This window comes from Tepidimonas sp. HKU77 (genome assembly GCF_049728535.1).
GTDB lineage: Bacteria > Pseudomonadota > Gammaproteobacteria > Burkholderiales > Burkholderiaceae_C > Tepidimonas.
In genome coordinates this window covers 951,019-971,526 of record NZ_CP187300.1, presented here as the reverse complement: position 1 = coordinate 971,526, position 20,508 = coordinate 951,019, and the positions used below count along the sequence as shown (strand labels likewise).

Here is a 20,508-nt window from a genome sequence, read left to right as displayed (position 1 = left end):
AATCGTGAAGCCGCAAGTGACCTTGCCCCTGTTTCGTGTAGCTCTTAACCCACGGTTCACGCGGCCTTTTTACGCTGTGCCTCGTACCAGCGCTGCTCGTACTGCATCGGGCTGAGGTAGCTGGGGGATGTCCTGTTTTTTGTGTGTGGGGCGGTTTCTGAATCTGTCCTCGTGTCGTTCAGCGTGGTGCGAGGGTGAAGCGGTCGCCGTATAGTATCGCGAACTGGTTCATCGCCGATTTCCACTCCTTGCTCGCCCGCTTCCAGTCCGCGGTGATGTTGCGCAAGGCCAGCCAGATCAGCTTGGTGGCCGCCTCGTCGCTTGGGAAGTGCCCGCGGCTCTTGATGATCTTGCGTAACCGCGAATGCACGCTCTCGATGGCGTTGGTGGTGTAGATGATCCGCCGCACTTCGGGCGGGAACGCGAAGAACGGGATCACCCGGCTCCACGCCCGCCGCCAGGCCGCGACCACGGTCGGGAAGCGCTGGCCCCACGGCCCTGCCTCGAACGCGTCCAGCGCGCGCTCGGCGGCCTCCGCGCTCGGTGCGGTGTAGATCGGCTTGATCGCCGCGGCCAGCGCCTTACGGTCCTTCCAGCTCGCATAGTCGAGGCTGTTGCGGATCAGGTGCACGATGCAGGTCTGCAGGGTCGTGGCCGGAAACACCGCCTCCAGTGCCTCCGGCAGGCCCTTCAGGCCGTCGGCCACGCCGATCAGCAGGTCCGTGACCCCGCGGGTCTTGAGATCGTTGAACACCTTCATCCAGAACTTCGCGCCTTCGGTGTTCTCGATCCAAAGCCCCAGAATGTCGCGGGTCCCGTCCGGCAGCACGCCCAAGGCCAGATACACCGCCTTGTTGCGCACCACGCCGTCCTCGCGGATCTTCACCCGCAGGGCATCGAAGAACACCACCGGGTACATCGGCTCCAGCGGCCGGGCCTGCCAGGCCCCCACCTCGGCCATCACCGCGTCGGTGACGGCGCTGATGAACTCCGCTGACACCTCGATGGCGTACATCTCGGCCAGATGGCCCTGAATCTCGCGCACCGACATGCCGCGGGCATACATCGAGATGATCCGGTCGTCAAAGCCGGCAAACCGGCGCTCATGCTTCGGGATCAGCTGCGGTTCGAAGCTGCCGGCCCGGTCGCGGGGCACCTCGATCCGCAGCGGCCCGCCGTCGGTCAGCACGGTCTTGCCGCTGCGGCCGTTGCGATGGTTCCCGCAGCCGCCCTCGGGGCTGGCCAAGTGCACGCCCAGCTCAGCCCCCAAGGCGCGCTCGATCACGGCCTTCTTCAGCTTCTGGAACACGGCCTCGACGCCGGCGGCGTCCATCGGTCCGGGGATCAGCTTCTCAAGCAGCTCGTCGGGAAGAATGGCGTCCGGCTTCGCGGCGGGGGTGGTCTTCTTGCGTGGCATGGGGGCTCCTGGAAGTCGTCATGGTAGGCCCCTCACACAAAAATCCTGACACCCTCTCCGCCGAAGTGGGCGAACGCCGCCTCGATGCCAGCGAACCAGGCGCTTTGGCGCTCGTGGCGGAATGCGCAGGCAAACCCCTTGCGTGAGTAGCCCAGTGTGGCCACAAAGAGGAACACCCGTACCGACTCGCCGCCGATCATCACGCGCGTCTGCCCAAAGTCGATCTGCATTTGCTCACCCGGCGCGGTCTCGAAGCGGATCGTCGCACGGCGACTCGCTTCGAGTTCCTGGCGGAACCCTCGGCACGCGCGCTCGACCGTGCGCAGGCTCGTGTCGATCCCAAGCTCCTTGCTCAACTGCTGACGCACCACGTCGCAGTTACCCCGGTGCTGCAGGTAGCGCTCCCGCAGCCATGCTTCATGACCGACCAAAACGCCGGTGCGCTGTGGCCGCTTATACGGCACCGGCCCACCCGCGTTCAGATACCGCCGCACCGTGTTGCGCGCGACGCCCAACGTCCTGGCGATCCGCTTCGCGCCCCACCCCGACTGCCCCAAGCGAACGATCGTCGTGATCGCTTCCGGCTCCAACATCTCCTGCACTCCGCAAACCACACGGCGCACAGGATCTACCTCAATGTGCTTCGTTTCCAACGATGGCCTCCTTGCGAACGAGGGGGTCAGTTCCTCGTGTCGCTAGGGGGTCAATTTACGGTGTCGCCTGACACCTAGGGAAACGCTGATCAAGTTGCAGCAGGGGTAGCGATGCGGGCTGTACGGGCTTGGGCGGCACGATTTTGCTCGCTCTGGCGGCCCCTGCGGGCCCGTTTTCGGGCCACCTGGCCCGCATTGGGCGCACTATGGGCGCACCAACGCCGGCACGCGCCGCGCGGCCATATACAGATTGACCATCGCTAGCGCCGTGAAGACGCGGTTGGCGTTCTTGGCAAGTCCGCGGTAGCGCACCTTGACGAACCCCCACAGGCGCTTGAGCACGTGAAACGGGTGCTCCACGCGCGCCCGAGCGCGGCTCTTGGTGCGGTTGCGCAGCCGCTCGGCCTCGTCCTGCCCGTCGGGCTTGCGCACGCGCCGGTTGGTGAAGTCGCGCGCCTGGGGTGCTGCCGCCTTGATGAGCGTGAGTCCAGACATAGGTGTTATCTATAGATACCCCTATTTTTCGGGGTGCAAGTTTCATATTGAGTCGCCCCTGAAATATTCATAACCTCATGATTTTTCTTGTGTTATTGTCTGTTTGCGAGTACAATTTCCCCCAGATTTGATGGTCTGATGCGCCGTTTTCTGGGAGTTTTGCGATGTTTGCCTGCCCTGCCACCGAGGACTTCTTCCGCGCCCGGCTCGATCAGATGATCGACCTGCGCCATCCGCTGGCGGTGTTGTCCTCACGCATGCCGTGGCAGGAGTTGGAAGCAAGGCTGTCGCACCTGTTCATGCGCAAAGCGCGCGCAGGTGTCGCGATGCCCGATCTGGACCTCTTTGGCGAATCTCCGGTGCGCGCAGCTCGGGCGTCCAACGCAGGCCGACCCCGCGTGCCGCTGCGCGTGATGATCGCGCTGCTGTATCTGAAGCACGCCTTCAACGAGTCGGACGAAGGGGTGGTCGAGCGCTGGGGCGAAACCCCCACATGGCAGTTCTTCTCGGGGCGGGCGTACTTTGAACATCGCCGGCCGTGCGACGCCACGACGCTGGTGAAGTTTCGCCGGCTGCTGGGCGAGGAGGGGGTGGAAGAACTCCTGGCGCAGACGATCAACGTGGCGGTGGAAACCGGACTCATCAAGCCGCAGGAACTCAAGCGCGTGGTGGTGGACACGACCGTGCAGCCCAAGGCGGTGGCCCATCCGACCGACAGCCGGTTGCTGCAGACCGCACGCACCAAGCTGGTGGAGGCGGCCAAGGCCGCCGGCATCGCCTTGAAGCAGACCTTTGCCAAGGAAGGCAAGGAGCTGGCCCGCAAGGCAGGACGCTATGCGCACGCGCGGCAGTTTGCGCGCATGCGCCGGGTCATCAAGCGTCAGCGCACGATCGTGGCCAGGCTGCAGCGCGAGATCGAGCGCAAGGCCAGCCGCCTGGGGCAGGCCATCCAGAGCGCTCTTGGCCACACCCTCAACAAGGCGGCGCGTCTGGTGGCGCAGACTGCCAACCGAAAGACCGCCGACGGGACTCGAAAGCTCTACGCCTGGCACGCGCCGGAGGTGGAGTGCATCAACAAGGGCAAGGCCCGCTGCCCTTACGAGTTCGGCGTCAAGGTCGGCATTGCCAGCACCCTGAAGCACAGCCTCATCGTCGGAGCCCGGGCCTTCCATGGCAACCCCTACGACGGGCACACGCTGCAAGCGCAGCTGGAGCAGGCCACGATCCTGATGCAGGACAGCGGCATCAAGCCCAACACGGCCTATGCCGACTTGGGCTACCGCGGGGTGGAGGCCGACATTGCGGATGTGCGCCTGGTGCACCGCGGCAAGATCAAGCGCCTGACGCACGAGGAGCGCAGACTGCTCAAGCGCCGCCAGGCCATCGAGCCGGTCATCGGGCACTTGAAGCAGGATCACCGCATGGACAGGTGCCACCTCAAGGGCGAGCAGGGTGACCGGCTGCACGCGGTGCTGTGCGCGGCGGGCTACAACATCCGCTGGCTGCTGCGCATGATCGCCAACAAGGGCGTGCCCTTCTTGAGGCGAGCTTTTTTGCGCCTCATTGCGGCCGTGCGCCTCATCGGCCGGTGGCTCGCCCAGCGGCGGCCAACCGAGACCAGTGGCGCCAACCCTGCCCAGCTGCGGCTAAGGGCGGCGTGAAAATGAATTTTTCAGGGACGACTATTGATGTCACATTCCACGAATAAACTGCACGCATGCCTAGCCGTATCGAACTTCTTTCTGCGGCAAATGTGCGTCATAAGCGCTCTCGCGCTGCTCGCAGGCAGAAACTTGCAAAGGTAACAACATGAAGTTGGAGAAGGACCGAGACGTCGTTCTGAGTCTCAAGGGAGTTTCCGTCCGCTACGGTGACTCGACCGTGGCCTTGCACCCGACGAGTCTGGATGTGAAGCAGGGAGAGTTTTTGGTGCTTCTGGGCGCCTCGGGCGCAGGGAAGTCCACCTTGTTACGAAGCATCAATGGACTGGTGCTGCCCACAAAAGGCGAGGTATCGATACCTGGCCTGGCAGGTGGGGTAGTCAACGCAAAGACGCTGAGAGAGCACCGCAAGCGCTGTGGGATGGTTTTCCAGCAGCATCATCTGATTGGACGTCAGTCGGTCCTCAGGAATGTTCTGATGGGAAAGCTCGGTGACAGGGGTGCATTCGCTTCGCTATGGCCGTGGAGCAAGAAGGACAAGCTGGAGGCGCTCACAGTGATTGAGCGTGTCGGGCTGCTCGAAAAGGCGCTCTCCCGGGCTGATGCCTTGTCTGGGGGGGAGCAGCAGCGCGTAGGCATAGCTAGGGCGCTAATACAGAAGCCACGAATCCTGCTGGCCGATGAGCCTGTTGCCAGCCTGGACCCGGTAACCGCACATAGCGTGCTCACCTTGTTGCATGAGATCTGCAAGAAGGACCACCTCACCGCAATCGTGAGTCTTCACCAGGTGGAGCTCGCGCGCTCGTTTGCAGACCGAATCATTGGGCTCCGCCAGGGAGCTGTTGTATTCGAGGGTAGGGCAGAGCAGCTGAGTCCTGATGTTGTGCGGAACCTCTATGCAAAGCAGTCCAACGCTTCCAACACGAGTGCGTCCACTGATAGCCCCCGAACTCTTCAATCCAGTCAAACCAAGGAGCTCTTGCCATGCTGAATCGCCGTAACTTCTGTCTTGTTGTCAGCGCAGCTTCTTTTGCTGCACTCCTTCCTCTGTGGGCTCATGCGCAGGGAAAGGATCCATCAAAGCTTCGTGTCGCCCTTCTTCCAGATGAGAACGCTGCCAGCATCATCCAGAACGCGCAGCCTCTTAAGCGCTATCTTGAACAGCGGCTCAAGAAGGATGTTGAGATTGTGGTGACTACCGATTACTCCTCGATGATCGAGGCAATGCGGTTCGGTCGGATTGAGGTAGCGTACTTTGGACCGTTTTCGTACGTTTTGGCCAAATCTAAGGCGCCCGGGATTGAGCCCTTTGCGGTGGGCGTTGAACGTGGGTCGCCCACATACCAGTCGGTCTTCATCGCAACGGCCGGAGGGCCGGTGAAAACGCTTGAAGACGTGCGCGGCAAGCCCTTCGGATTTGGCGACCAGGCGTCCACATCAAGCCACCTTGTACCACGTGCACACCTGCTCAAGAAGTACAAGCTTGATGGTGAGAAGGACTATCGGCCAGTTCACCTTGGGGCACATGACGCGGTCGCACGTGCGGTGCAGTCGGGTCAGATTCCAGCCGGGGCTCTGTCCAAGCCGATTCTGGACAACCTCATCGCTCGAGGAAGCATTGATGCCACGAAGATTGTTCAGCTTGACCTTTCTGCTCCCATTCCAAACTATCCGGTCGTCATGCAGGGGGACCTCAAGCCTGAGCTCAAAGCTGCCATCCGCTCTGCCTTTCTGGACATGAAGGATGCTGAGGTGCTCAAGGCGTTTCGTGTCCAGGCGTTTGCCCCCACTGATGACGCTGCATATGACGTCCTTAGGGATACCGCAACCATCCTGAAGCTTGATTTGGGCCGTATGCAATGACCTCGGCTGCATTCGAGAACATCATCAGTCGCGACAAGCGGGAGCAGTTCATTGGACTGCGCAATACAGCGTTCGTCCTTCTGGTTTGCCTTGTAGCCCTGTACGTCACGGGGTTCTTCGATGCACAGCGGTTCATCGAAGGCGCCCCGGCTGTCAAGCAGCTCTTATCTGAGATGGTCCCTCCCAACTTCGACCGCTGGGAGCACTGGGTCATCCCGCTGAGGGACACCTTGGCGATGTCGATTGCCGGCACAGCACTGACTATCGTGCTTTCACTTCCGCTGGCGCTCCTGGCGGCTCCAAACACCACCCCCAATCCTTTGGTGGGAAGAGTGGCCAGAGTCATCCTGGCGGCATTCCGGTCTGTGCCTGAAATTATCCTGGGCATTCTGTTCGTCGCGGCCGTTGGTTTCGGCGCTCTGCCGGGTGTGCTGGCGTTGGCCCTGCATTCCACGGGCATGGTAGCCAAGTTCTACGCCGAAGCCATAGAGCACGTGGACCCGAAACCTCTGGAGGCCGCTAAGGCCGCGGGCGCAAGCCGGTTTCAGGTCATCACCCATGCTGTGTTACCGCAGGTTTTGCCCCAGTTGGCGGACATCACCATCTACCGATGGGAATATCACTTTCGCGCATCGGCAGTGATGGGCATCGTGGGTGCGGGCGGCATCGGCTTCGAGCTGATGGCAGCACTTCGCCTTGTCAAGTATGACGAGGTCTCAGCCATTTTGCTGTCCATCCTCATATGCGTGCTCGTGGTCGACGGCATTGGGTCGGCGCTTCGCAAACATCTGAAATAGAAAGAGAGAGGAAGGTAATGATGCCGAAAATTGTGGTGACGCAGCCCATCCATGAAGAGGTACTGGCGCGTCTTATGCAGGTTGGTGAAGTGGTGATGAATCCCGGTCCTGAGCCGTGGAGCGAGGCCGAGCTCCACCGTCATCTGAAGGATGCCGACGCAATGATGGCTTTCATGTCTGACTGGGTAGATCAGCGAACCCTGTTGCACGCTCCCAGGCTCAAGACCATCGCTTGCGCCCTGAAGGGGTATGACAACTTTGACCTGAGGGCTTGCGCACAAGCCGGGGTGACCGTCACCTTTGTTCCTGACCTCCTCACAGAGCCCACAGCCGAGCTGGCCATCGGATTGGCTATTGCTGCTGGCAGGAACGTGCTTCAGGGTGACGCCGCTACAAGAGCAGGCTACTCTGGGTGGAGGCCAGCTCTATACGGAACCGGGCTTCATGGGTCGGTGGCCAGCGTGATCGGTCTCGGAAAAGTTGGGCAGGCCATATTGGCGCGACTCGCGGGCTTTGGCTGCGCGCGGCTGCTTGGTGTAGACCCAAATGTGCGTCTAGATCAGGTCGAACTGGTCACGCTCGATGAGGCTTTCAGCACATCGGACTATGTGTTCCTGGCAGTGCCTCTTGTTAGCGATACGCGCCACCTGGTTGACTCCAGGGTGCTTCAACTATCGAAAAAGGGCCAGATCCTTGTAAACGTGGGTAGGGGGTCTGTGGTCGACGAAAGGGCGGTTGTCGATGCCTTGGCGAATGAGCAACTTGGCGCGTACGCCGCTGACGTCTATGAGATGGAAGATTGGCTACTTCCAGACAGACCTCGCGAAATTCATCCGGGATTGATCAACAACCCCAGAACAGTACTCACTCCCCACATCGGCTCGGCTGTGAGACGCGTACGGTTCGAAATTGAAATGCGGGCTGCTGAGAACCTAGTCCGCTCACTCAGGGGCGAGAGTTTGAGTGATGTTGCTGTCGAGGCCAGCGCGGCAGCATAGGTATGGTTGCTCGGCGGTTTGCACGCCAGCTGAAATGGGCGCGGCTTCAGAGCCTATGTCCTATGGCTGGGTGCAACCTGCCCGTGTGATGCCATTCTGCTCGCCAAGGGGAAATGACTTGAGTCATCATCGAAGTGGTTTAGCGATGATGTTCTCTGCACGGCGCAGCTCATGGGGTAAGCCCAAATGGGCGCATGGCAAACACCAGATACTTCGAGGGGTCAGGCTACAACACTGATCGTTCTTGGCCTCTGATAGTGGTTTCAACCCAGGACGTTTCAGCTGAGGTCATTACATTCGGGCACTTCGCAAAACCCCATTTCCGAGAGCTGAACCGAAATAAGGGCGCCCGCGTCACTCGGTTCGGGGTTCTCGGTGCCGCTCAGGCCCCGTCATCGCAGCCTTGGCGGGCGCCCGAGGCCCTGCAAAACGGCGTTTGCAGGCTGCAGCGGGCGCACCTCTGCCTTCATCGCGCACACCCGCACGGGTCATCGGCTACGGGCATCTGTGCGACCCGAAGCACCCGCCGATCACGGAAGGCGAGGCCGAGGCCTACCTCGCCCAGGATCTGAAGGTGGCGCTTGCTGCCACGTTGCGGTACTGCCCGGTGCTGGCCGCGGAGCCCGAGGGACGGCTGGCGGCCATTACAGACTTCACGTTCAACCTCGGCGCCGGGCGGCTGCAGACATCGACGCTGCGGCGGCGGGTCAATCAGCGGGACTGGTCAGCCGCCGCCGCTGAACTTCGCCGGTGGGTGTACGGCGGTGGCAGGGTGTTGCCAGGACTTGTTGCTCGACGGGAAGCCGAGGCGCGTCTTCTCGTGCACGGGTAACAGATCCGGGAGCAGGGACGTGCATGCATTATGTGCATTGACGTGATAAATTATGCTCTTGACGCATCAACGGCTAAGGCAATGGCGATCACCAGCGTGGGAGAACTGGTCAAAGCCGCCCGCAACGGGCGCAGCCAGAAAGAGTTCGCTGCCTTCCTGGGCGTGAAACAGTCCTCGGTGAGCCGCTACGAGAGCGGCAAGGCAAGCCCACCGATCCGAGTGATCGAGCAGTGCATGCAGCTGGTGCATGCGGCAAACGCGGAAGACGCCCCCACCGCCGACCAACTGGCAGAACGCATTCGCGCCGCCCTGGCGGACCCCGACCTGCGGCAGGCGCGCTTGGCGCTATCTCGGTTGGTGGATGCCTTTGTGTCCGAACACGCGCAGACTCGCGTTACGCGTGCTGCGCCTCAATGATCACTGGAGGCTGACGTGGCGACTCAATCGACCATCGAGTGGACTGAGCAGACGTGGAACCCAACCACCGGTTGCACCAAGGTTTCACCGGGGTGCAAGAACTGCTACGCGGAAGTGATGGCGCGCCGGCTCCACGCCATGGGCGCGCCCGGCTACGAGAACGGGTTCAAGCTCACGTTGCATGAGACCCGGCTCGAACAGCCCCTGCTGCGCAAAAAGCCGACAACGTACTTCGTCAACAGCATGAGCGATCTGTTCCACGAGGCCGTTCCGGACGCCTTCCTGGATCGTGTGTTCTCGATCATCGAGCGTACCCCTCACCACACGTACCAGATCCTCACCAAGCGCGCGGAACGGTTACCGGAGTACTTTGCTCGCCGTGCCTGCCCGAGAAATGTTTGGCTTGGAGTGTCGGTCGAAGACAAGAAGTACGGCGTTCCGCGCATCGCACACCTGCGCAAGGTAGATGCGCATATTCGATTCTTGTCCGTCGAGCCGCTGCTGGAAGACCTCGGACGAATCGACCTGCGCGACATTCACTGGGTCATCGTCGGTGGCGAGTCCGGGCACAAAGCCCGGCCGATGCGAGAAGAATGGGTGGCGAACGTACAGGCCCAGGCCGAGGCTGCTGGTGCGGCATTCTTTTTCAAGCAATGGGGCGGCTGGGGTGCCGACGGTGTCAAGCGCCACAAGAAGGCAAACGGCCGCATCTTCCGGGGCCGCACGTGGGACGAGTACCCGGAAGCGATGACTTGCGCTTAGAAGTCGAACTTACCCTGGCCTTCCACGTTGGACGCGGTTGCCCAGAACTTGTGTGCGAGCTCGTGTTTCGCTGCTAGCAACAACCAATACAGGGGCTGGTTCTTCCCGCCCTTGAGCAGCCTCATCTCGGTGGATGGCCACACCCCGAGGTCTGCTACCTTTCCTCGCCAATACTGGAGGACCTGTTGCCGCAACGCTTGCTGCGATTGGTCGCGGGCTACCTTGTCCCGCCATCCCGGCGCGAAGGAATCGAAGGCAGATTCATCGGCAATCGCGTAGGAAACCGCATTCCGCTGCAAGTCCATTTGACTGACGTGAATCAGCATGTCGATTCGCTTCAGGCTGGCCAACGCGACGATGATGTCGAAGCTCAGGTTGGCCAGGTCAAACGGATCAAGGAAGGCAAAATTCAGGCCGTAGGGATTCACCCGGGTGACGACCTCTTTCACGGCCTGTGCTGCAGCACCATCAATTTCAATGACTGGTGCATTCAACTGCCGCAGTCGTTCGGCGGCCGCCCGCCGCCGTTGTGCATCGAGGTCGGCAATGTAGATCTGCGTGAAGGGTGCTCCGCCTTCACAGCTTTTCTTCCACGCAGCAACAACGCCACCGTCAATCCAATCCCCAGTCTCCCGGACCTGGCACCTGCCTGGTCCGCAGAAGAGGTCGATGAACGTGGCGCCCCCTTTTCGATCACCGATGTACTTTGCTCGGGTTGCGCGGGAGATGTCGATGTACCGGCAAAGGTAGTCATGCTTCTCTTTGGCCCAGCTGCCCACCTCCTCAGCCGGCATCCCGTCGTCACCTTCGATCAACTTTCCCATCGATGATCACCTCGTCCCCTCTGGTTCTTCGATCTGGACCTGCTCTTACGGTGTCGGTCGATCTACGGTCTTGGGCCTGCTGGCTGCAGTGGGCATCACATCCCAATCTTGACGTTGTACCCAAGCGCTCGCAGTCCCTTACTCGTACGCATGTTCCTCGGCGGATACTCGTCAGGCCTGGCCCAGCCGACGATCTCGCCAAGACTGCTCAGACCGATATGAGGGATTGCCCAGTCGTCACTGCGAATGGCATTCCAAATGCGCTCTGCCACATGGCCACTTCCCCACACAACGTAGTTCAGCAGATCGAGCATCGTCTTGCCTTCGCGCGAGCGTTGCTTCCACAGCCACTCGCCGAACTTCTGCACCTTGTCGTCGCCAGCCTGCGGTCGGTCGGGCAAGCCCAAGTGCTCGTTTTCCTGCTTGATCGCGTGATCTCGGATCGCGTGCACCCGGGAAACGGCATCCACGAACTCCTGTTCGGTCAGTTTGAGAATGCGATCGCGTGCCAGCAGCTCGCGCAGCCGGGGCGACCACTCATAGATCGTGCGCTCTTCAAACGAGTGGTCGAAGTCGGCCTCGTGCCACCACTCCAGCGCGTCGCGCAGCGCCAGTTCCGGGTTCTTCGAGTTCCTGGCGAAGAACTCCTCGTAAGGATGACGGTTTCCATCCTTGACCTGCTTGTAGTAGGGCACTTCGCATAACCCCATTTCCGAAGGCTGAACCGGCATGAGGGCGCCCGCGTCGTTCAGTTCGGGGTTCTCGGTGCCGCTCAGGCCCCGTCATCGCAGCCTTGGCGGGCGCCCGAGGCCCTGCAAAACGGCGTTTGCAGGCTGCAGCGGGCGCACCTCTGCCTTCATCGCGCACACCCGCACGGGTCATGGCGCACCAGCCAGACCAGCCGCTTGGCGTTGTACGCCGCGCACTTCAGCAGGATCGCCAGTTCGTTTCTCGCCAGCGTCATCGCCCGCACGCACTTGCCGCCCAACTGCTCGAGGCCGGCGAACACATGTTCGCCTCTGGCGCGGACGCGGTTGATCGCCTTGTTGCGCGCGTCCAGTCGCACGCGCCGCTCCTGCCCGGGCTTGGCACGCCGCGCGATGCCGTCGCGCAGCCCGTGGGCCTGCAGCAACTGGCGGTTGGTCTGCGCGTCGTAGCCTCGGTCGGCCAGCAGCCGCGCGCCGGTGTTGGCGCGGTCCAGCACCTCCTTGAGCGTCTGGCCGTCATCGACATTGGCCGGCGTGACCTTGACCCGGCGGATCAGCTTGTAGCGCGCGTCCGCGTTGGCGTGCACCTTGTAGCCGTAGAAGCTCTTGCCGTGCTTCTTGGTCCAGCGCGCGTCGCGGTCGGTGTGCTGCAGCCGCTTGGCATTCCAGCCCTCGGGCCTGCGGCCTTCGTTGAGCGCTTCGCGCTCGTCCTTGTTCGCCTGGGTGAGCGGTGCCTGCACGATGCTGGCATCCACGATCTGCCCGCCGCGCGGGATGTAGCCGTGCTGCTGCAACTGCAGGCTCACCGCCTCGAAGATGGCGCGGCCGCCCAGCCCGCCTTGGGCCAAGCGCTGCTTGAAACTCCACAGCGTGCGCGCATCGGGGATGTGCAGTGCTGCGTCCAGGCGGCAGAAGTGCGGCAAGCTCATGCGGTCCAGCACCTGGTACTCGCAGTCCTCGTCGCTGAGGTTGTACAGCGACTGGATGAACAGCAGCCGCACCATCACCTCGGTGGGGTACGGCGGGCGCCCGCCTTTGCTACGGTCAGCGCGAGGGCAGGCGGTGTCGACCCGGGCGGCAATGGCCGCGAAGTCGATCAGTTCGTCCATTGCTGCCAGGTTGGCGATGAAGCCGCCGAGCTTGGCTTGGCGCTGGTCCTGCACGAAGCCGCAGCCTGCGGATGTACCGGTTCGGCAGTGACATCCTCCATTTCCTCGTCTGGACGATGGGCCAGCCGATACAGAATCGGTAGCACCAGCAGCGTCAGCACGGTGGAAGACAAGATGCCTCCGATCACTACGGTAGCCAGCGGGCGTTGCACTTCCGCGCCTGTTCCCGTGGCAATCGCCATCGGGATGAAACCCAGCGACGCCACTAGGGCCGTCATCAGCACCGGCCGCAAGCGTGTCAGCGCGCCCTCGCGGATGGCTTCATCCAGCGGCGTTCCGTCCTCGCGCAAGCTGCGGATGTAGGAAATCATCACTAGGCCATTGAGCACGGCCACACCTGACAGCGCGATGAAGCCCACGGCAGCGGAAATCGACAGAGGAATGTCGCGCAGCCACAGCGCCAGAATGCCGCCGGTCAAGGCAAACGGAATACCGGTGAAGACCAGCAAACCATCCTTGACATTGCCGAACATTGCAAACAGCAATACGAAGACCAGAAGCAACGACACAGGGACGACGATTTGCAATCGCTGTGTCGCGGACTGCAGGTTTTCAAATGTGCCACCCCAGCTCGTCCAGTAGCCTGCGGGAATCTTGACCTGCGCCAAAGCAGCTTCAGCATCGGCCACAAAGGAACCGACATCACGGCCACGCACGTTGGCGCTGACCACGATGCGGCGCTTGCCGTTTTCCCGGCTGATCTGGTTGGGGCCGGGCGCCAGCTCGAAGCTCGCCACCTCGGCCAGTTGGATGAAGTTGGTTCGGCCCTCGCCGCCGCCCGCGCCACCCGTTGCGCGCGGCAGAGGAATCGGCAGGCGCTTCATGCTTTCCAAGTCATTACGCAAGGACTCGGGCAAGCGCACCAGAATGTCGAAGCGGCGGTCGCCCTCGAACAGCGTGCCGGCCTCGCGCCCACCGATGGCGGTGGCCACGGCGTCCTGGATGTCGGCCACGTTCAGCCCATAGCGCGCGGCTTTCTGGCGGTCGATGTTCACGGTCAGCATCGGCAAGCCGGTGGTCTGCTCCACCTTGACTTCGGAAGCGCCGGGAATCTTCTGCAGCATGGACGAGACCTCCTCGGCCGTCTTGTTCAAGACATCCATGTCGTCGCCAAAAATCTTCACCGCCACATCGCTGCGCACCCCCGAGATGAGTTCGTTGAATCGAAGTTGGATCGGCTGGGAGAATTCGTAGTTGTTACCCGGTATCTTGCCCACGACCTCCTGAATGGCCGCCAGCAATTCGTCGCGCGACTTGCGCGGCTCGGGCCACTCAGACATTGGCTTGAGCATGATGTAGCCGTCAGAAATGTTCGGTGGCATGGGGTCGGAGGCAATTTCCGCCGTTCCAGTGCGTGCAAATACACGGTCGATCTCTGGAAATTTGGCTTTCAGCGTTGCTTCCAGTTGCTGCTGCATCGCCACCGATTGCGACAAACTGGTGCCAGGAATGCGCAAGGCCTGAATGGCGAAGTCTCCTTCGTTCAAGCTGGGCACGAACTCACTGCCCATGCGCGTTGCGATCAAACCGCACAGCACCACTGCCACGGCTGCGGCAGCCAACACAACAGCCTTGGCCTCCATCACGCGATCCAGCAGCGGGCCATACCAGCGCTTGGCTTGCACCATCAAGAAGTTTTCCTTCTCGCTGACGCGGTTGCCAATGAACAGTGCGACCGCAGCCGGAATGAAGGTCACCGACAGGATCATGGCCCCCACGAGTGCAGCCACCACCGTGAACGCCATCGGGTGGAACATCTTCCCTTCCACCCCCGTCAGGGCGAAGATGGGCAGGTAGACCACCATGATGATGAGTTGCCCGAACAGCAGCGCGCGGCGTGATTCCTTCGATGCCAGGAACACCTCGTGAAAGCGTTCCGCCCGCGTCAACGGCCTGCCGTATTGAGCTTGCGCATGCGCGAGACGACGGACACAGTTCTCGACAATCACAACCGCACCGTCGATGATGATGCCGAAGTCCAGCGCCCCGAGGCTCATCAGATTGGCACTCACCTTGTTGGTCACCATCCCCGTGAAGGTGAACAGCATTGACAAGGGAATCACGGTCGCCGTGATGATGGCCGCTCGAATGTTGCCCAGGAATAGGAACAGGATCACGATCACCAGGATCGCACCTTCCAACAAATTCTTCTTCACCGTGCTGATGGCTTTATCCACCAACACGGTACGGTCGTAAACGGTGACCGCATGCACGCCTTCAGGCAGGCTGCGGTTGATTTCTTTCATTTTTTTGTCGACGGCCTGGGAAACCGTTCGGCTGTTTTGCCCGATGAGCATGAAGGCCGTGCCCAGCACCACTTCGCGCCCGTTGGCTGTGGCGGCACCCGTGCGCAGTTCACGCCCCAGCCCAACCTCGGCCACGTCACGCACCCGGATCGGCACACCACCGACGCTGCTGACGATCACGTTGCTGATGTCCTCCAAGGTTTTGACCTGACCGGGCGCTCGAATCAGATATTGCTCGCCACGCTTTTCGATATAGCCCGCGCCCACGTTGCCGTTGTTGCGCTCCAATGCCGTCACGATGTCCTGCAAGGTGACGCCCAGCGAGGTGAGGCGCTCAGGATTAGGGGCGATCTGGTATTCCTTGGAATAGCCGCCAATGGAGTTGATTTCTGTGACGCCGGGCACGTTGCGCAACTGTGGCTTGATGATCCAGTCCTGAATCTCGCGCAGATCGGTGGCCGTATAGGGTTGGCCATCAGGCTTCTTCGCACCATCCTTGGCTTCGACCGTCCACAGGTAGATCTCGCCCAAGCCGGTCGAAATCGGACCCATGGTCGGGGTAATTCCGGGGGGCAACTTGTCGCGCGCCTCCTGGATGCGTTCGTTGACCAATTGGCGCGCAAAGTAGATGTCGGTGCCATCCTTGAAGATCACAGTCACTTGCGACAGCCCGTAGCGGGACAAGGAACGGGTCTGCTCCAGATTGGGAAGACCCGCCATCGCGGTTTCAATCGGGTAAGTCACACGCTGCTCGATTTCCAGAGGGGAATATCCCGGCGCTTGGGTGTTAATCTGCACTTGGACGTTGGTGATGTCCGGCACTGCATCGATGGGGAGCTTCTGGTAGTTGAATACGCCGACGGCCGCCATACCGATGACTGCTAGCAACACCAACCATCGATGTTCGATGGCTGCTCGAATAAGTTTTTCAAACATGTGCGCGACTCCGGTATCAATGGGTGTGTTCGGCAGAGGCTTTGCCGAGCTCAGACTTCACGACAAAACTTCCTGCTGCCGCGTAGGGAGCCCCCGGCTTGAGTCCTTGCACCACCTCGACCCGCTTGCCATCACTGCGGCCCAACTGCACGGGCTGGGCAATGAAGCCTCCGTTCACTTTCAGGAACACCACGGGCTTGTCGCCCAAGGTCTGAATGGCGTCACTGGCCACAGTCACGGGTACTTCCGCCTCCGATGCAGTCACCTCCACACTGACAAACAGACCAGGACGCCAAACGCCCTTGGGGTTGGACAAAACCACGCGGGCCTTGGCCATGCGGGTTTGTTCGCCAATCAGCGACCCAACAAAGGTGATGACGCCAGTAGCGCTGGCATCGAATGCAGTTGCCTTGATGGTCACTTTTTCGCCGACTCTAACCAGCGGCAAGTCCTTGGCTGGCACGTTGATTTCAGCCCAAACCTGCCCCAGATCGGACACGGTAAACACGGCGGCGTCTTCCTTGACGGCTTCACCCAGGCTCAGATGCTTTTCAATCACCAAGCCGTCGAATGGCGCGCGCAGCTCGAAGCGATTGAGCCCCCCCGAAGATCCTGATGTCAGACCCAAGGCGGACAGCTTCTGCTGGGCGTTGGCCACGGCGACCTCTGCCTCGTGTAAGGCTTGCTTGGCTTGCAGGTAGTCCTGCTCGGCAGAGATCTTCTGCTCCCAGAGCCGCTTTTCACGCTCATACGTGGTCTTGGCCAAGGTCAATCGCTTTTGTGCTGTCTGCAACTCGCTGCGCAGCTCTGATGCCGCCGGGCTGGCGATGACGGCCAAAACTTGGCCTCGTCTGACCGCCTGCCCCAGACTGACCTGCACACTCTCGACCACCCCCGCAATGCGCGGAACAATGTGCGAAGTCCGGTCTTCATTCAGACGAATTTCGCCTGGCAATTGCAAAACAGACTTGATGCGCGCAGGACCTGCCGTGTCGATGCCAATGGATGCGGCCTTGATTTGTGCATCGCTAAGCTCGACCTTCCCTTCCTCTTGGTTCAGGACGAACATGAAGGACTCGGTGGCAGTCTGGGCAACGATGCTGATCTCGAACGCGTGTGGCTCGGGCACCACCTCACGGCTCACCAGGCTGTCCTTGTCAGGTGCAAAGTTGAGGGTCTGCGTCTCTCCGGTCAAGCGCGTGATGGTGGCGCTGACTTTGGCTGCATTGTTTGGAAGCGGCTTATCTTTGCTGAACAGCCAGATCCGCAGGCGTGGTTCGCCTCCGTCCTCGGCCAGCAAAGCCTCCAGCCCAAAATCTCCTTCCTTGAACAGCTTGCCGCCATGAGGCCCCTTGCTGGGGCCTTCGTGGTGCTCGCCGTCAGCGTGGCCTTTGTCATGATCGTGCCCATCGCCACTCGTCTTGCCGTGGTGCTCACCATCACTGTGCGCTTTCGCTTCAACGTGGCTGCCATGACCGTGGCCATCATCTTCCGCCGTCTTGCTTGTCTTGTTGCTCAGAATGGCGGTGCCAAGCACTACGCCAGTCACGGCAATTGCAGCGATGGCGACCAACTGCTTTTTGCTGATGTTCAGTTTTTTTGTGTCGATTTTCATATTCATTCCTGATTGGATGGCTTGTCGGCATTCGGGGTGGAGTCGCCGAGCACCCGGTCAATGTCCGCCGCCGCGCGATGCGCTTCGGCCAGTGCCTTGAGGTATTGGGACTTGGCGGCGAAGTAGGTGCGCTGCGCGTCTAGCACTTCGAGGAAGTTGAACTTGCCGTTCTCGAATCCGATGGTGGCTGCGTCGTAGGCACTCTTAGCCCCGGGGAGTACGTCCCGTTGCAAGACCTCGACTTCCCTGCGAATGGCGTCCAGCCGCTCGCGGGCTTGCATCACTTCAGTGCCGACTCGCACGTTCAACGCCTGGAGTTCGTCCCGGGCTTTGTCTTCGCGCTTCAGCGCTTCCAGCAAGTTGCCCTGATTGCGATCAAACAACGGCAACGGCACGGAGACGCCGAACAGCAGCTGATCACGCTGCAGTTCGGTGGGGCGTTTCACCCCTAGGCTGAAGGTGACATCGGGTACCCGCTTGCTGCGCTCCAAATCGACCAGTGATCTGCGGCGTTCCATCTCTAGCTGCGCACGACGCAAGATTGGCGAGACAGACAGGCGTTGCTGGACACTGTCGAAGCTTGGAACGGGCGGGAGCGCTTCAATATTGCCCGCGACGAGGGTGAAGCGAGGTGGATTGGCACCCAGCAAGCTGGCAAGACGTTCCCGAGCGTTGCGCAGCTCGCTTTGCGCCTGGGCGAGTTCAACGCGCACCCCGGCCTCAGCCACCCGGGCCTTTGATTCTTCGACGGGAGAAACCTTACCCGCTGCCACGCGCTTGGCAACCGCGTCGGTCGCTTTTCTCGCCAAATCGACACTGTCAAGAGCCAGTGCTACACGCTCCTGGGCTGCCAGCGTTTCGAAGAAGGCGGCGACCACAGCGGCGCGGATTTCGATGCGCCGCACATTCAGGTCTTCCACTGCGATGTCGCGCCCTCGCTCTGCCGCGGCAATGCGGGCAGCGCGCTTGCCCCCCAGCTCGATGGGCAGATTGATCTGGACGCTTTGCGTGCGGGTTGGCGTGCGTTGGTCTTCGAGCGAGTACGCCAGCTCGGGATTAGGACGTACTCGTCCCTGAATTACCTGGCCCTCCACGGCCTCGATCTCCCGTTGGGCGACAGTCAGGTCAAGATTCGCCTCCAAAGCCAGCGCGACGGCCTTTTGCAGGGTCAGGGGCGTTGCTGCTTCAATCTGCTCTACGCCGTTGGCGCTCTGCCCAAGAGCTGGTGCCGTCGGCAATAACTGAGCGAAAGCCGTCCCCGTCATGAGCGCAAGGAGCAAGCCTGCCGCAACCGCCCTCGCGTTGTAATTGTGAATATCCTTCAGCATCCGATTCTCCAGTGATTTGAAATACACAAGGGAATCGGCGGGGGGCGATCCAGATGATCGCCAGCAACGTCATCACATCAGCCGCGCGAAGCCGGCTGGATACCGTAGCGCGCCATGCGCGACGGCAGGGGTGAGGACGAAGGGAAAGGAACGCGCTCCCCGCCGATCAGGCGAGGACACGCCACTGAGGGCGCTCTAAACGTTCAGGTGGAGGCGCAGCAAGGTGCTCCGGGGGATACCCCGTATCCAGGGACGGGCTGACCGGCGACGCCAGCTTGACATCCCCTGACAAGACCGAGAAGCACCCGGCATGACAGGACGCGCAATCAGGATCGCCACCCAGGGTCTTGGCCGGATCAGGGCTGGCATCCTGGCCGTCGGCCGCCTTGTGCTGATGCGCATGGTGGCCGAAGTGCTTGGCCGCAGCTCCGGTTTCATGCTGGCAATAACTGGCCACTGCCGCCCAACTGAATTGAAGCGGCAAGAACACCAGCAAGACGATGGCCAGCCATTTGCGCATAGGGGTAACAGTGTAGCAGCTACAGGGCACTTCGCAAAACCCCATTTCCGAGAGCTGAACCGGCATGAGGGCGCTCGCGTCGTTCAGTTCGGGGTTCTCGGTGCCGCCAAGCCCCGTGATCGCCGCCTTGGCGGGCACCCGAGGCCCTGCAAAACGGCGTTTGCAGGCTGCAGCGGGCGCACCTCTGCCTTCATCGCGCACACCCGCACGGGTCATGGCGCACCAGCCAGACCAGCCGCTTGGCGTTGTACGCCGCGCACTTCAGCAGGATCGCCAGTTCGTTTCTCGCCAGCGTCATCGCCCGCACGCACTTGCCGCCCAACTGCTCGAGGCCGGCGAACACATGTTCGCCTCTGGCGCGGACGCGGTTGATCGCCTTGTTGCGCGCGTCCAGTCGCACGCGCCGCTCCTGCCCGGGCTTGGCACGCCGCGCGATGCCGTCGCGCAGCCCGTGGGCCTGCAGCAACTGGCGGTTGGTCTGCGCGTCGTAGCCTCGGTCGGCCAGCAGCCGCGCGCCGGTGTTGGCGCGGTCCAGCACCTCCTTGAGCGTCTGGCCGTCATCGACATTGGCCGGCGTGACCTTGACCCGGCGGATCAGCTTGTAGCGCGCGTCCGCGTTGGCGTGCACCTTGTAGCCGTAGAAGCTCTTGCCGTGCTTCTTGGTCCAGCGCGCGTCGCGGTCGGTGTGCTGCAGCCGCTTGGCATTCCAGCCCTCGGGCCTGCGGCCTTCGTTGAGCGCTTCGCGCTCGTCCTTGTTCGCCTGGGTGAGCGGTGCCTGCACGATGCTGGCATCCACGATCTGCCCGCCGCGCGGGATGTAGCCGTGCTGCTGCAACTGCAGGCTCACCGCCTCGAAGATGGCGCGGCCGCCCAGACCGCCTTGGGCCAAGCGCTGCTTGAAACTCCACAGCGTGCGCGCATCGGGGATGTGCAGTGCTGCGTCCAGGCGGCAGAAGTGCGGCAAGCTCATGCGGTCCAGCACCTGGTACTCGCAGTCCTCGTCGCTGAGGTTGTACAGCGACTGGATGAACAGCAGCCGCACCATCACCTCGGTGGGGTACGGCGGGCGCCCGCCTTTGCTACGGTCAGCGCGAGGGCAGGCGGTGTCGACCCGGGCGGCAATGGCCGCGAAGTCGATCAGTTCGTCCATTGCTGCCAGGTTGGCGATGAAGCCGCCGAGCTTGGCTTGGCGTTGGTCTTGCACGAACAGGTCAGCGCCGGGCTGAGAGCGCCAGAAGGACGAGGGCTTGATGCGCGGGGTGATCATG

At 61.6% G+C, this 20,508-nt stretch carries 18 protein-coding genes and 1 pseudogene; 8 read left to right on the top strand and 11 right to left on the bottom strand.

Translation table 11 applies throughout. The features are described 5' to 3' along the window. Positions 1 to 178: 178 nt before the first annotated feature. The 3 genes and pseudogenes from ACPP3B_RS04660 to ACPP3B_RS04650 all read right to left on the bottom strand — a co-directional run. Positions 179 to 1,417 (bottom strand): IS256 family transposase, encoded by a 1,239-nt coding sequence (locus ACPP3B_RS04660; RefSeq protein WP_132963481.1) that lies wholly within the window; start codon positions 1,415 to 1,417, stop codon positions 179 to 181. Between the two features lie 32 nt (positions 1,418 to 1,449). Beyond that, positions 1,450 to 2,070: a helix-turn-helix domain-containing protein gene (locus tag ACPP3B_RS04655; protein WP_424859874.1), complete on the bottom strand. Its 621-nt coding sequence runs from the start codon at positions 2,068 to 2,070 to the stop codon at positions 1,450 to 1,452. Positions 2,071 to 2,274: 204 nt separating this feature from the next. Beyond that, a pseudogene (locus ACPP3B_RS04650) lies at positions 2,275 to 2,550 on the bottom strand (transposase); the annotation flags it as partial. 179 nt (positions 2,551 to 2,729) lie between these two features. Between ACPP3B_RS04650 and ACPP3B_RS04645 the strand changes: the two are divergent. From ACPP3B_RS04645 to ACPP3B_RS04610, 8 genes are all read left to right on the top strand, one after another. Further along, positions 2,730 to 4,226 carry an IS5 family transposase gene (locus tag ACPP3B_RS04645; protein ID WP_424858771.1) on the top strand — a complete coding sequence of 499 codons (1,497 nt, stop codon included), beginning with the start codon at positions 2,730 to 2,732 and terminating at the stop codon, positions 4,224 to 4,226. A 148-nt stretch (positions 4,227 to 4,374) separates the two neighbouring features. Next, positions 4,375 to 5,217 (top strand): phosphonate ABC transporter ATP-binding protein, encoded by an 843-nt coding sequence (gene phnC, locus ACPP3B_RS04640; RefSeq protein ID WP_424859873.1) that lies wholly within the window; start codon positions 4,375 to 4,377, stop codon positions 5,215 to 5,217. Continuing rightward, positions 5,211 to 6,089, top strand: coding sequence for a phosphate/phosphite/phosphonate ABC transporter substrate-binding protein (gene phnD, locus ACPP3B_RS04635; RefSeq protein WP_424859872.1), 879 nt, complete (start codon positions 5,211 to 5,213; stop codon positions 6,087 to 6,089). Before phnC ends, phnD begins: the two co-directional genes overlap by 7 nt. After that, positions 6,086 to 6,886 carry a phosphonate ABC transporter, permease protein PhnE gene (phnE, locus tag ACPP3B_RS04630; RefSeq protein ID WP_424859871.1) on the top strand — a complete coding sequence of 267 codons (801 nt, stop codon included), beginning with the start codon at positions 6,086 to 6,088 and terminating at the stop codon, positions 6,884 to 6,886. Before phnD ends, phnE begins: the two co-directional genes overlap by 4 nt. Before the next feature lie 17 nt (positions 6,887 to 6,903). Next, positions 6,904 to 7,884 (top strand): phosphonate dehydrogenase, encoded by a 981-nt coding sequence (locus ACPP3B_RS04625; RefSeq protein WP_424859870.1) that lies wholly within the window; start codon positions 6,904 to 6,906, stop codon positions 7,882 to 7,884. Between the two features lie 436 nt (positions 7,885 to 8,320). Next, positions 8,321 to 8,716: a lysozyme gene (locus ACPP3B_RS04620; protein WP_424859869.1), complete on the top strand. Its 396-nt coding sequence runs from the start codon at positions 8,321 to 8,323 to the stop codon at positions 8,714 to 8,716. A gap of 81 nt (positions 8,717 to 8,797) precedes the next feature. Next, a complete protein-coding gene (locus ACPP3B_RS04615; protein WP_019562218.1) occupies positions 8,798 to 9,133 on the top strand; it encodes a helix-turn-helix domain-containing protein in 336 nt (111 codons plus the stop codon). 15 nt (positions 9,134 to 9,148) lie between these two features. Beyond that, the gene (locus ACPP3B_RS04610; protein ID WP_019562217.1) at positions 9,149 to 9,895 is read left to right on the top strand and encodes a DUF5131 family protein; all 747 of its coding nucleotides are present in this window, start codon (positions 9,149 to 9,151) and stop codon (positions 9,893 to 9,895) included. Here ACPP3B_RS04610 and ACPP3B_RS04605 read toward each other — a convergent pair. The 8 genes from ACPP3B_RS04605 to ACPP3B_RS04570 all read right to left on the bottom strand — a co-directional run bounded on the left by ACPP3B_RS04605 (position 9,892) and on the right by ACPP3B_RS04570 (position 20,507). Then, complete coding sequence (locus tag ACPP3B_RS04605; RefSeq protein WP_424859868.1) at positions 9,892 to 10,719, bottom strand: three-Cys-motif partner protein TcmP; 828 nt, start codon at positions 10,717 to 10,719, stop codon at positions 9,892 to 9,894. The two genes, ACPP3B_RS04610 and ACPP3B_RS04605, sit on opposite strands and share 4 nt — an antisense overlap. 95 nt (positions 10,720 to 10,814) lie before the next feature. Continuing rightward, a complete protein-coding gene (locus tag ACPP3B_RS04600) occupies positions 10,815 to 11,033 on the bottom strand; it encodes a hypothetical protein (RefSeq protein WP_201769622.1) in 219 nt (72 codons plus the stop codon). A 542-nt stretch (positions 11,034 to 11,575) separates the two neighbouring features. Beyond that, positions 11,576 to 12,589, bottom strand: coding sequence for an IS5 family transposase (locus ACPP3B_RS04595; protein WP_424859867.1), 1,014 nt, complete (start codon positions 12,587 to 12,589; stop codon positions 11,576 to 11,578). Beyond that, positions 12,523 to 15,777, bottom strand: coding sequence for a CusA/CzcA family heavy metal efflux RND transporter (locus ACPP3B_RS04590; RefSeq protein ID WP_424859866.1), 3,255 nt, complete (start codon positions 15,775 to 15,777; stop codon positions 12,523 to 12,525). The genes ACPP3B_RS04595 and ACPP3B_RS04590 overlap by 67 nt, the downstream gene beginning before the upstream one ends. Positions 15,778 to 15,793: 16 nt before the next feature. Next, on the bottom strand, positions 15,794 to 17,392 hold the full coding sequence (locus tag ACPP3B_RS04585) for an efflux RND transporter periplasmic adaptor subunit (RefSeq protein WP_424859865.1): 1,599 nt from the start codon (positions 17,390 to 17,392) through the stop codon (positions 15,794 to 15,796). Positions 17,393 to 17,394: 2 nt separating this feature from the next. After that, complete coding sequence (locus ACPP3B_RS04580) at positions 17,395 to 18,720, bottom strand: TolC family protein (protein WP_424859864.1); 1,326 nt, start codon at positions 18,718 to 18,720, stop codon at positions 17,395 to 17,397. A 166-nt stretch (positions 18,721 to 18,886) separates the two neighbouring features. Continuing rightward, positions 18,887 to 19,378 (bottom strand): hypothetical protein, encoded by a 492-nt coding sequence (locus ACPP3B_RS04575; protein ID WP_424859863.1) that lies wholly within the window; start codon positions 19,376 to 19,378, stop codon positions 18,887 to 18,889. Positions 19,379 to 19,430: 52 nt separating this feature from the next. Then, the gene (locus tag ACPP3B_RS04570; RefSeq protein ID WP_424859298.1) at positions 19,431 to 20,507 is read right to left on the bottom strand and encodes an IS5 family transposase; all 1,077 of its coding nucleotides are present in this window, start codon (positions 20,505 to 20,507) and stop codon (positions 19,431 to 19,433) included. Position 20,508 lies beyond the last annotated feature (1 nt).

Bases quoted from the DNA above. Each gene is read 5' to 3' on its own strand.
- ACPP3B_RS04660 (WP_132963481.1), bottom strand. From the start codon at position 1,417: ATGCCACGCAAGAAGACCACCCCCGCCGCGAAGCCGGACGCCATTCTT.
- ACPP3B_RS04645 (WP_424858771.1), top strand. From the start codon at position 2,730: ATGTTTGCCTGCCCTGCCACCGAGGACTTCTTCCGCGCCCGGCTCGAT.
- phnC (WP_424859873.1), top strand. From the start codon at position 4,375: ATGAAGTTGGAGAAGGACCGAGACGTCGTTCTGAGTCTCAAGGGAGTT.
- phnD (WP_424859872.1), top strand. From the start codon at position 5,211: ATGCTGAATCGCCGTAACTTCTGTCTTGTTGTCAGCGCAGCTTCTTTT.
- phnE (WP_424859871.1), top strand. From the start codon at position 6,086: ATGACCTCGGCTGCATTCGAGAACATCATCAGTCGCGACAAGCGGGAG.
- ACPP3B_RS04625 (WP_424859870.1), top strand. From the start codon at position 6,904: ATGATGCCGAAAATTGTGGTGACGCAGCCCATCCATGAAGAGGTACTG.
- ACPP3B_RS04615 (WP_019562218.1), top strand. From the start codon at position 8,798: ATGGCGATCACCAGCGTGGGAGAACTGGTCAAAGCCGCCCGCAACGGG.
- ACPP3B_RS04605 (WP_424859868.1), bottom strand. From the start codon at position 10,719: ATGGGAAAGTTGATCGAAGGTGACGACGGGATGCCGGCTGAGGAGGTG.
- ACPP3B_RS04600 (WP_201769622.1), bottom strand. From the start codon at position 11,033: ATGCTCGATCTGCTGAACTACGTTGTGTGGGGAAGTGGCCATGTGGCA.
- ACPP3B_RS04590 (WP_424859866.1), bottom strand. From the start codon at position 15,777: ATGTTTGAAAAACTTATTCGAGCAGCCATCGAACATCGATGGTTGGTG.
- ACPP3B_RS04585 (WP_424859865.1), bottom strand. From the start codon at position 17,392: ATGAAAATCGACACAAAAAAACTGAACATCAGCAAAAAGCAGTTGGTC.
- ACPP3B_RS04580 (WP_424859864.1), bottom strand. From the start codon at position 18,720: ATGCTGAAGGATATTCACAATTACAACGCGAGGGCGGTTGCGGCAGGC.
- ACPP3B_RS04570 (WP_424859298.1), bottom strand. From the start codon at position 20,507: ATGATCACCCCGCGCATCAAGCCCTCGTCCTTCTGGCGCTCTCAGCCC.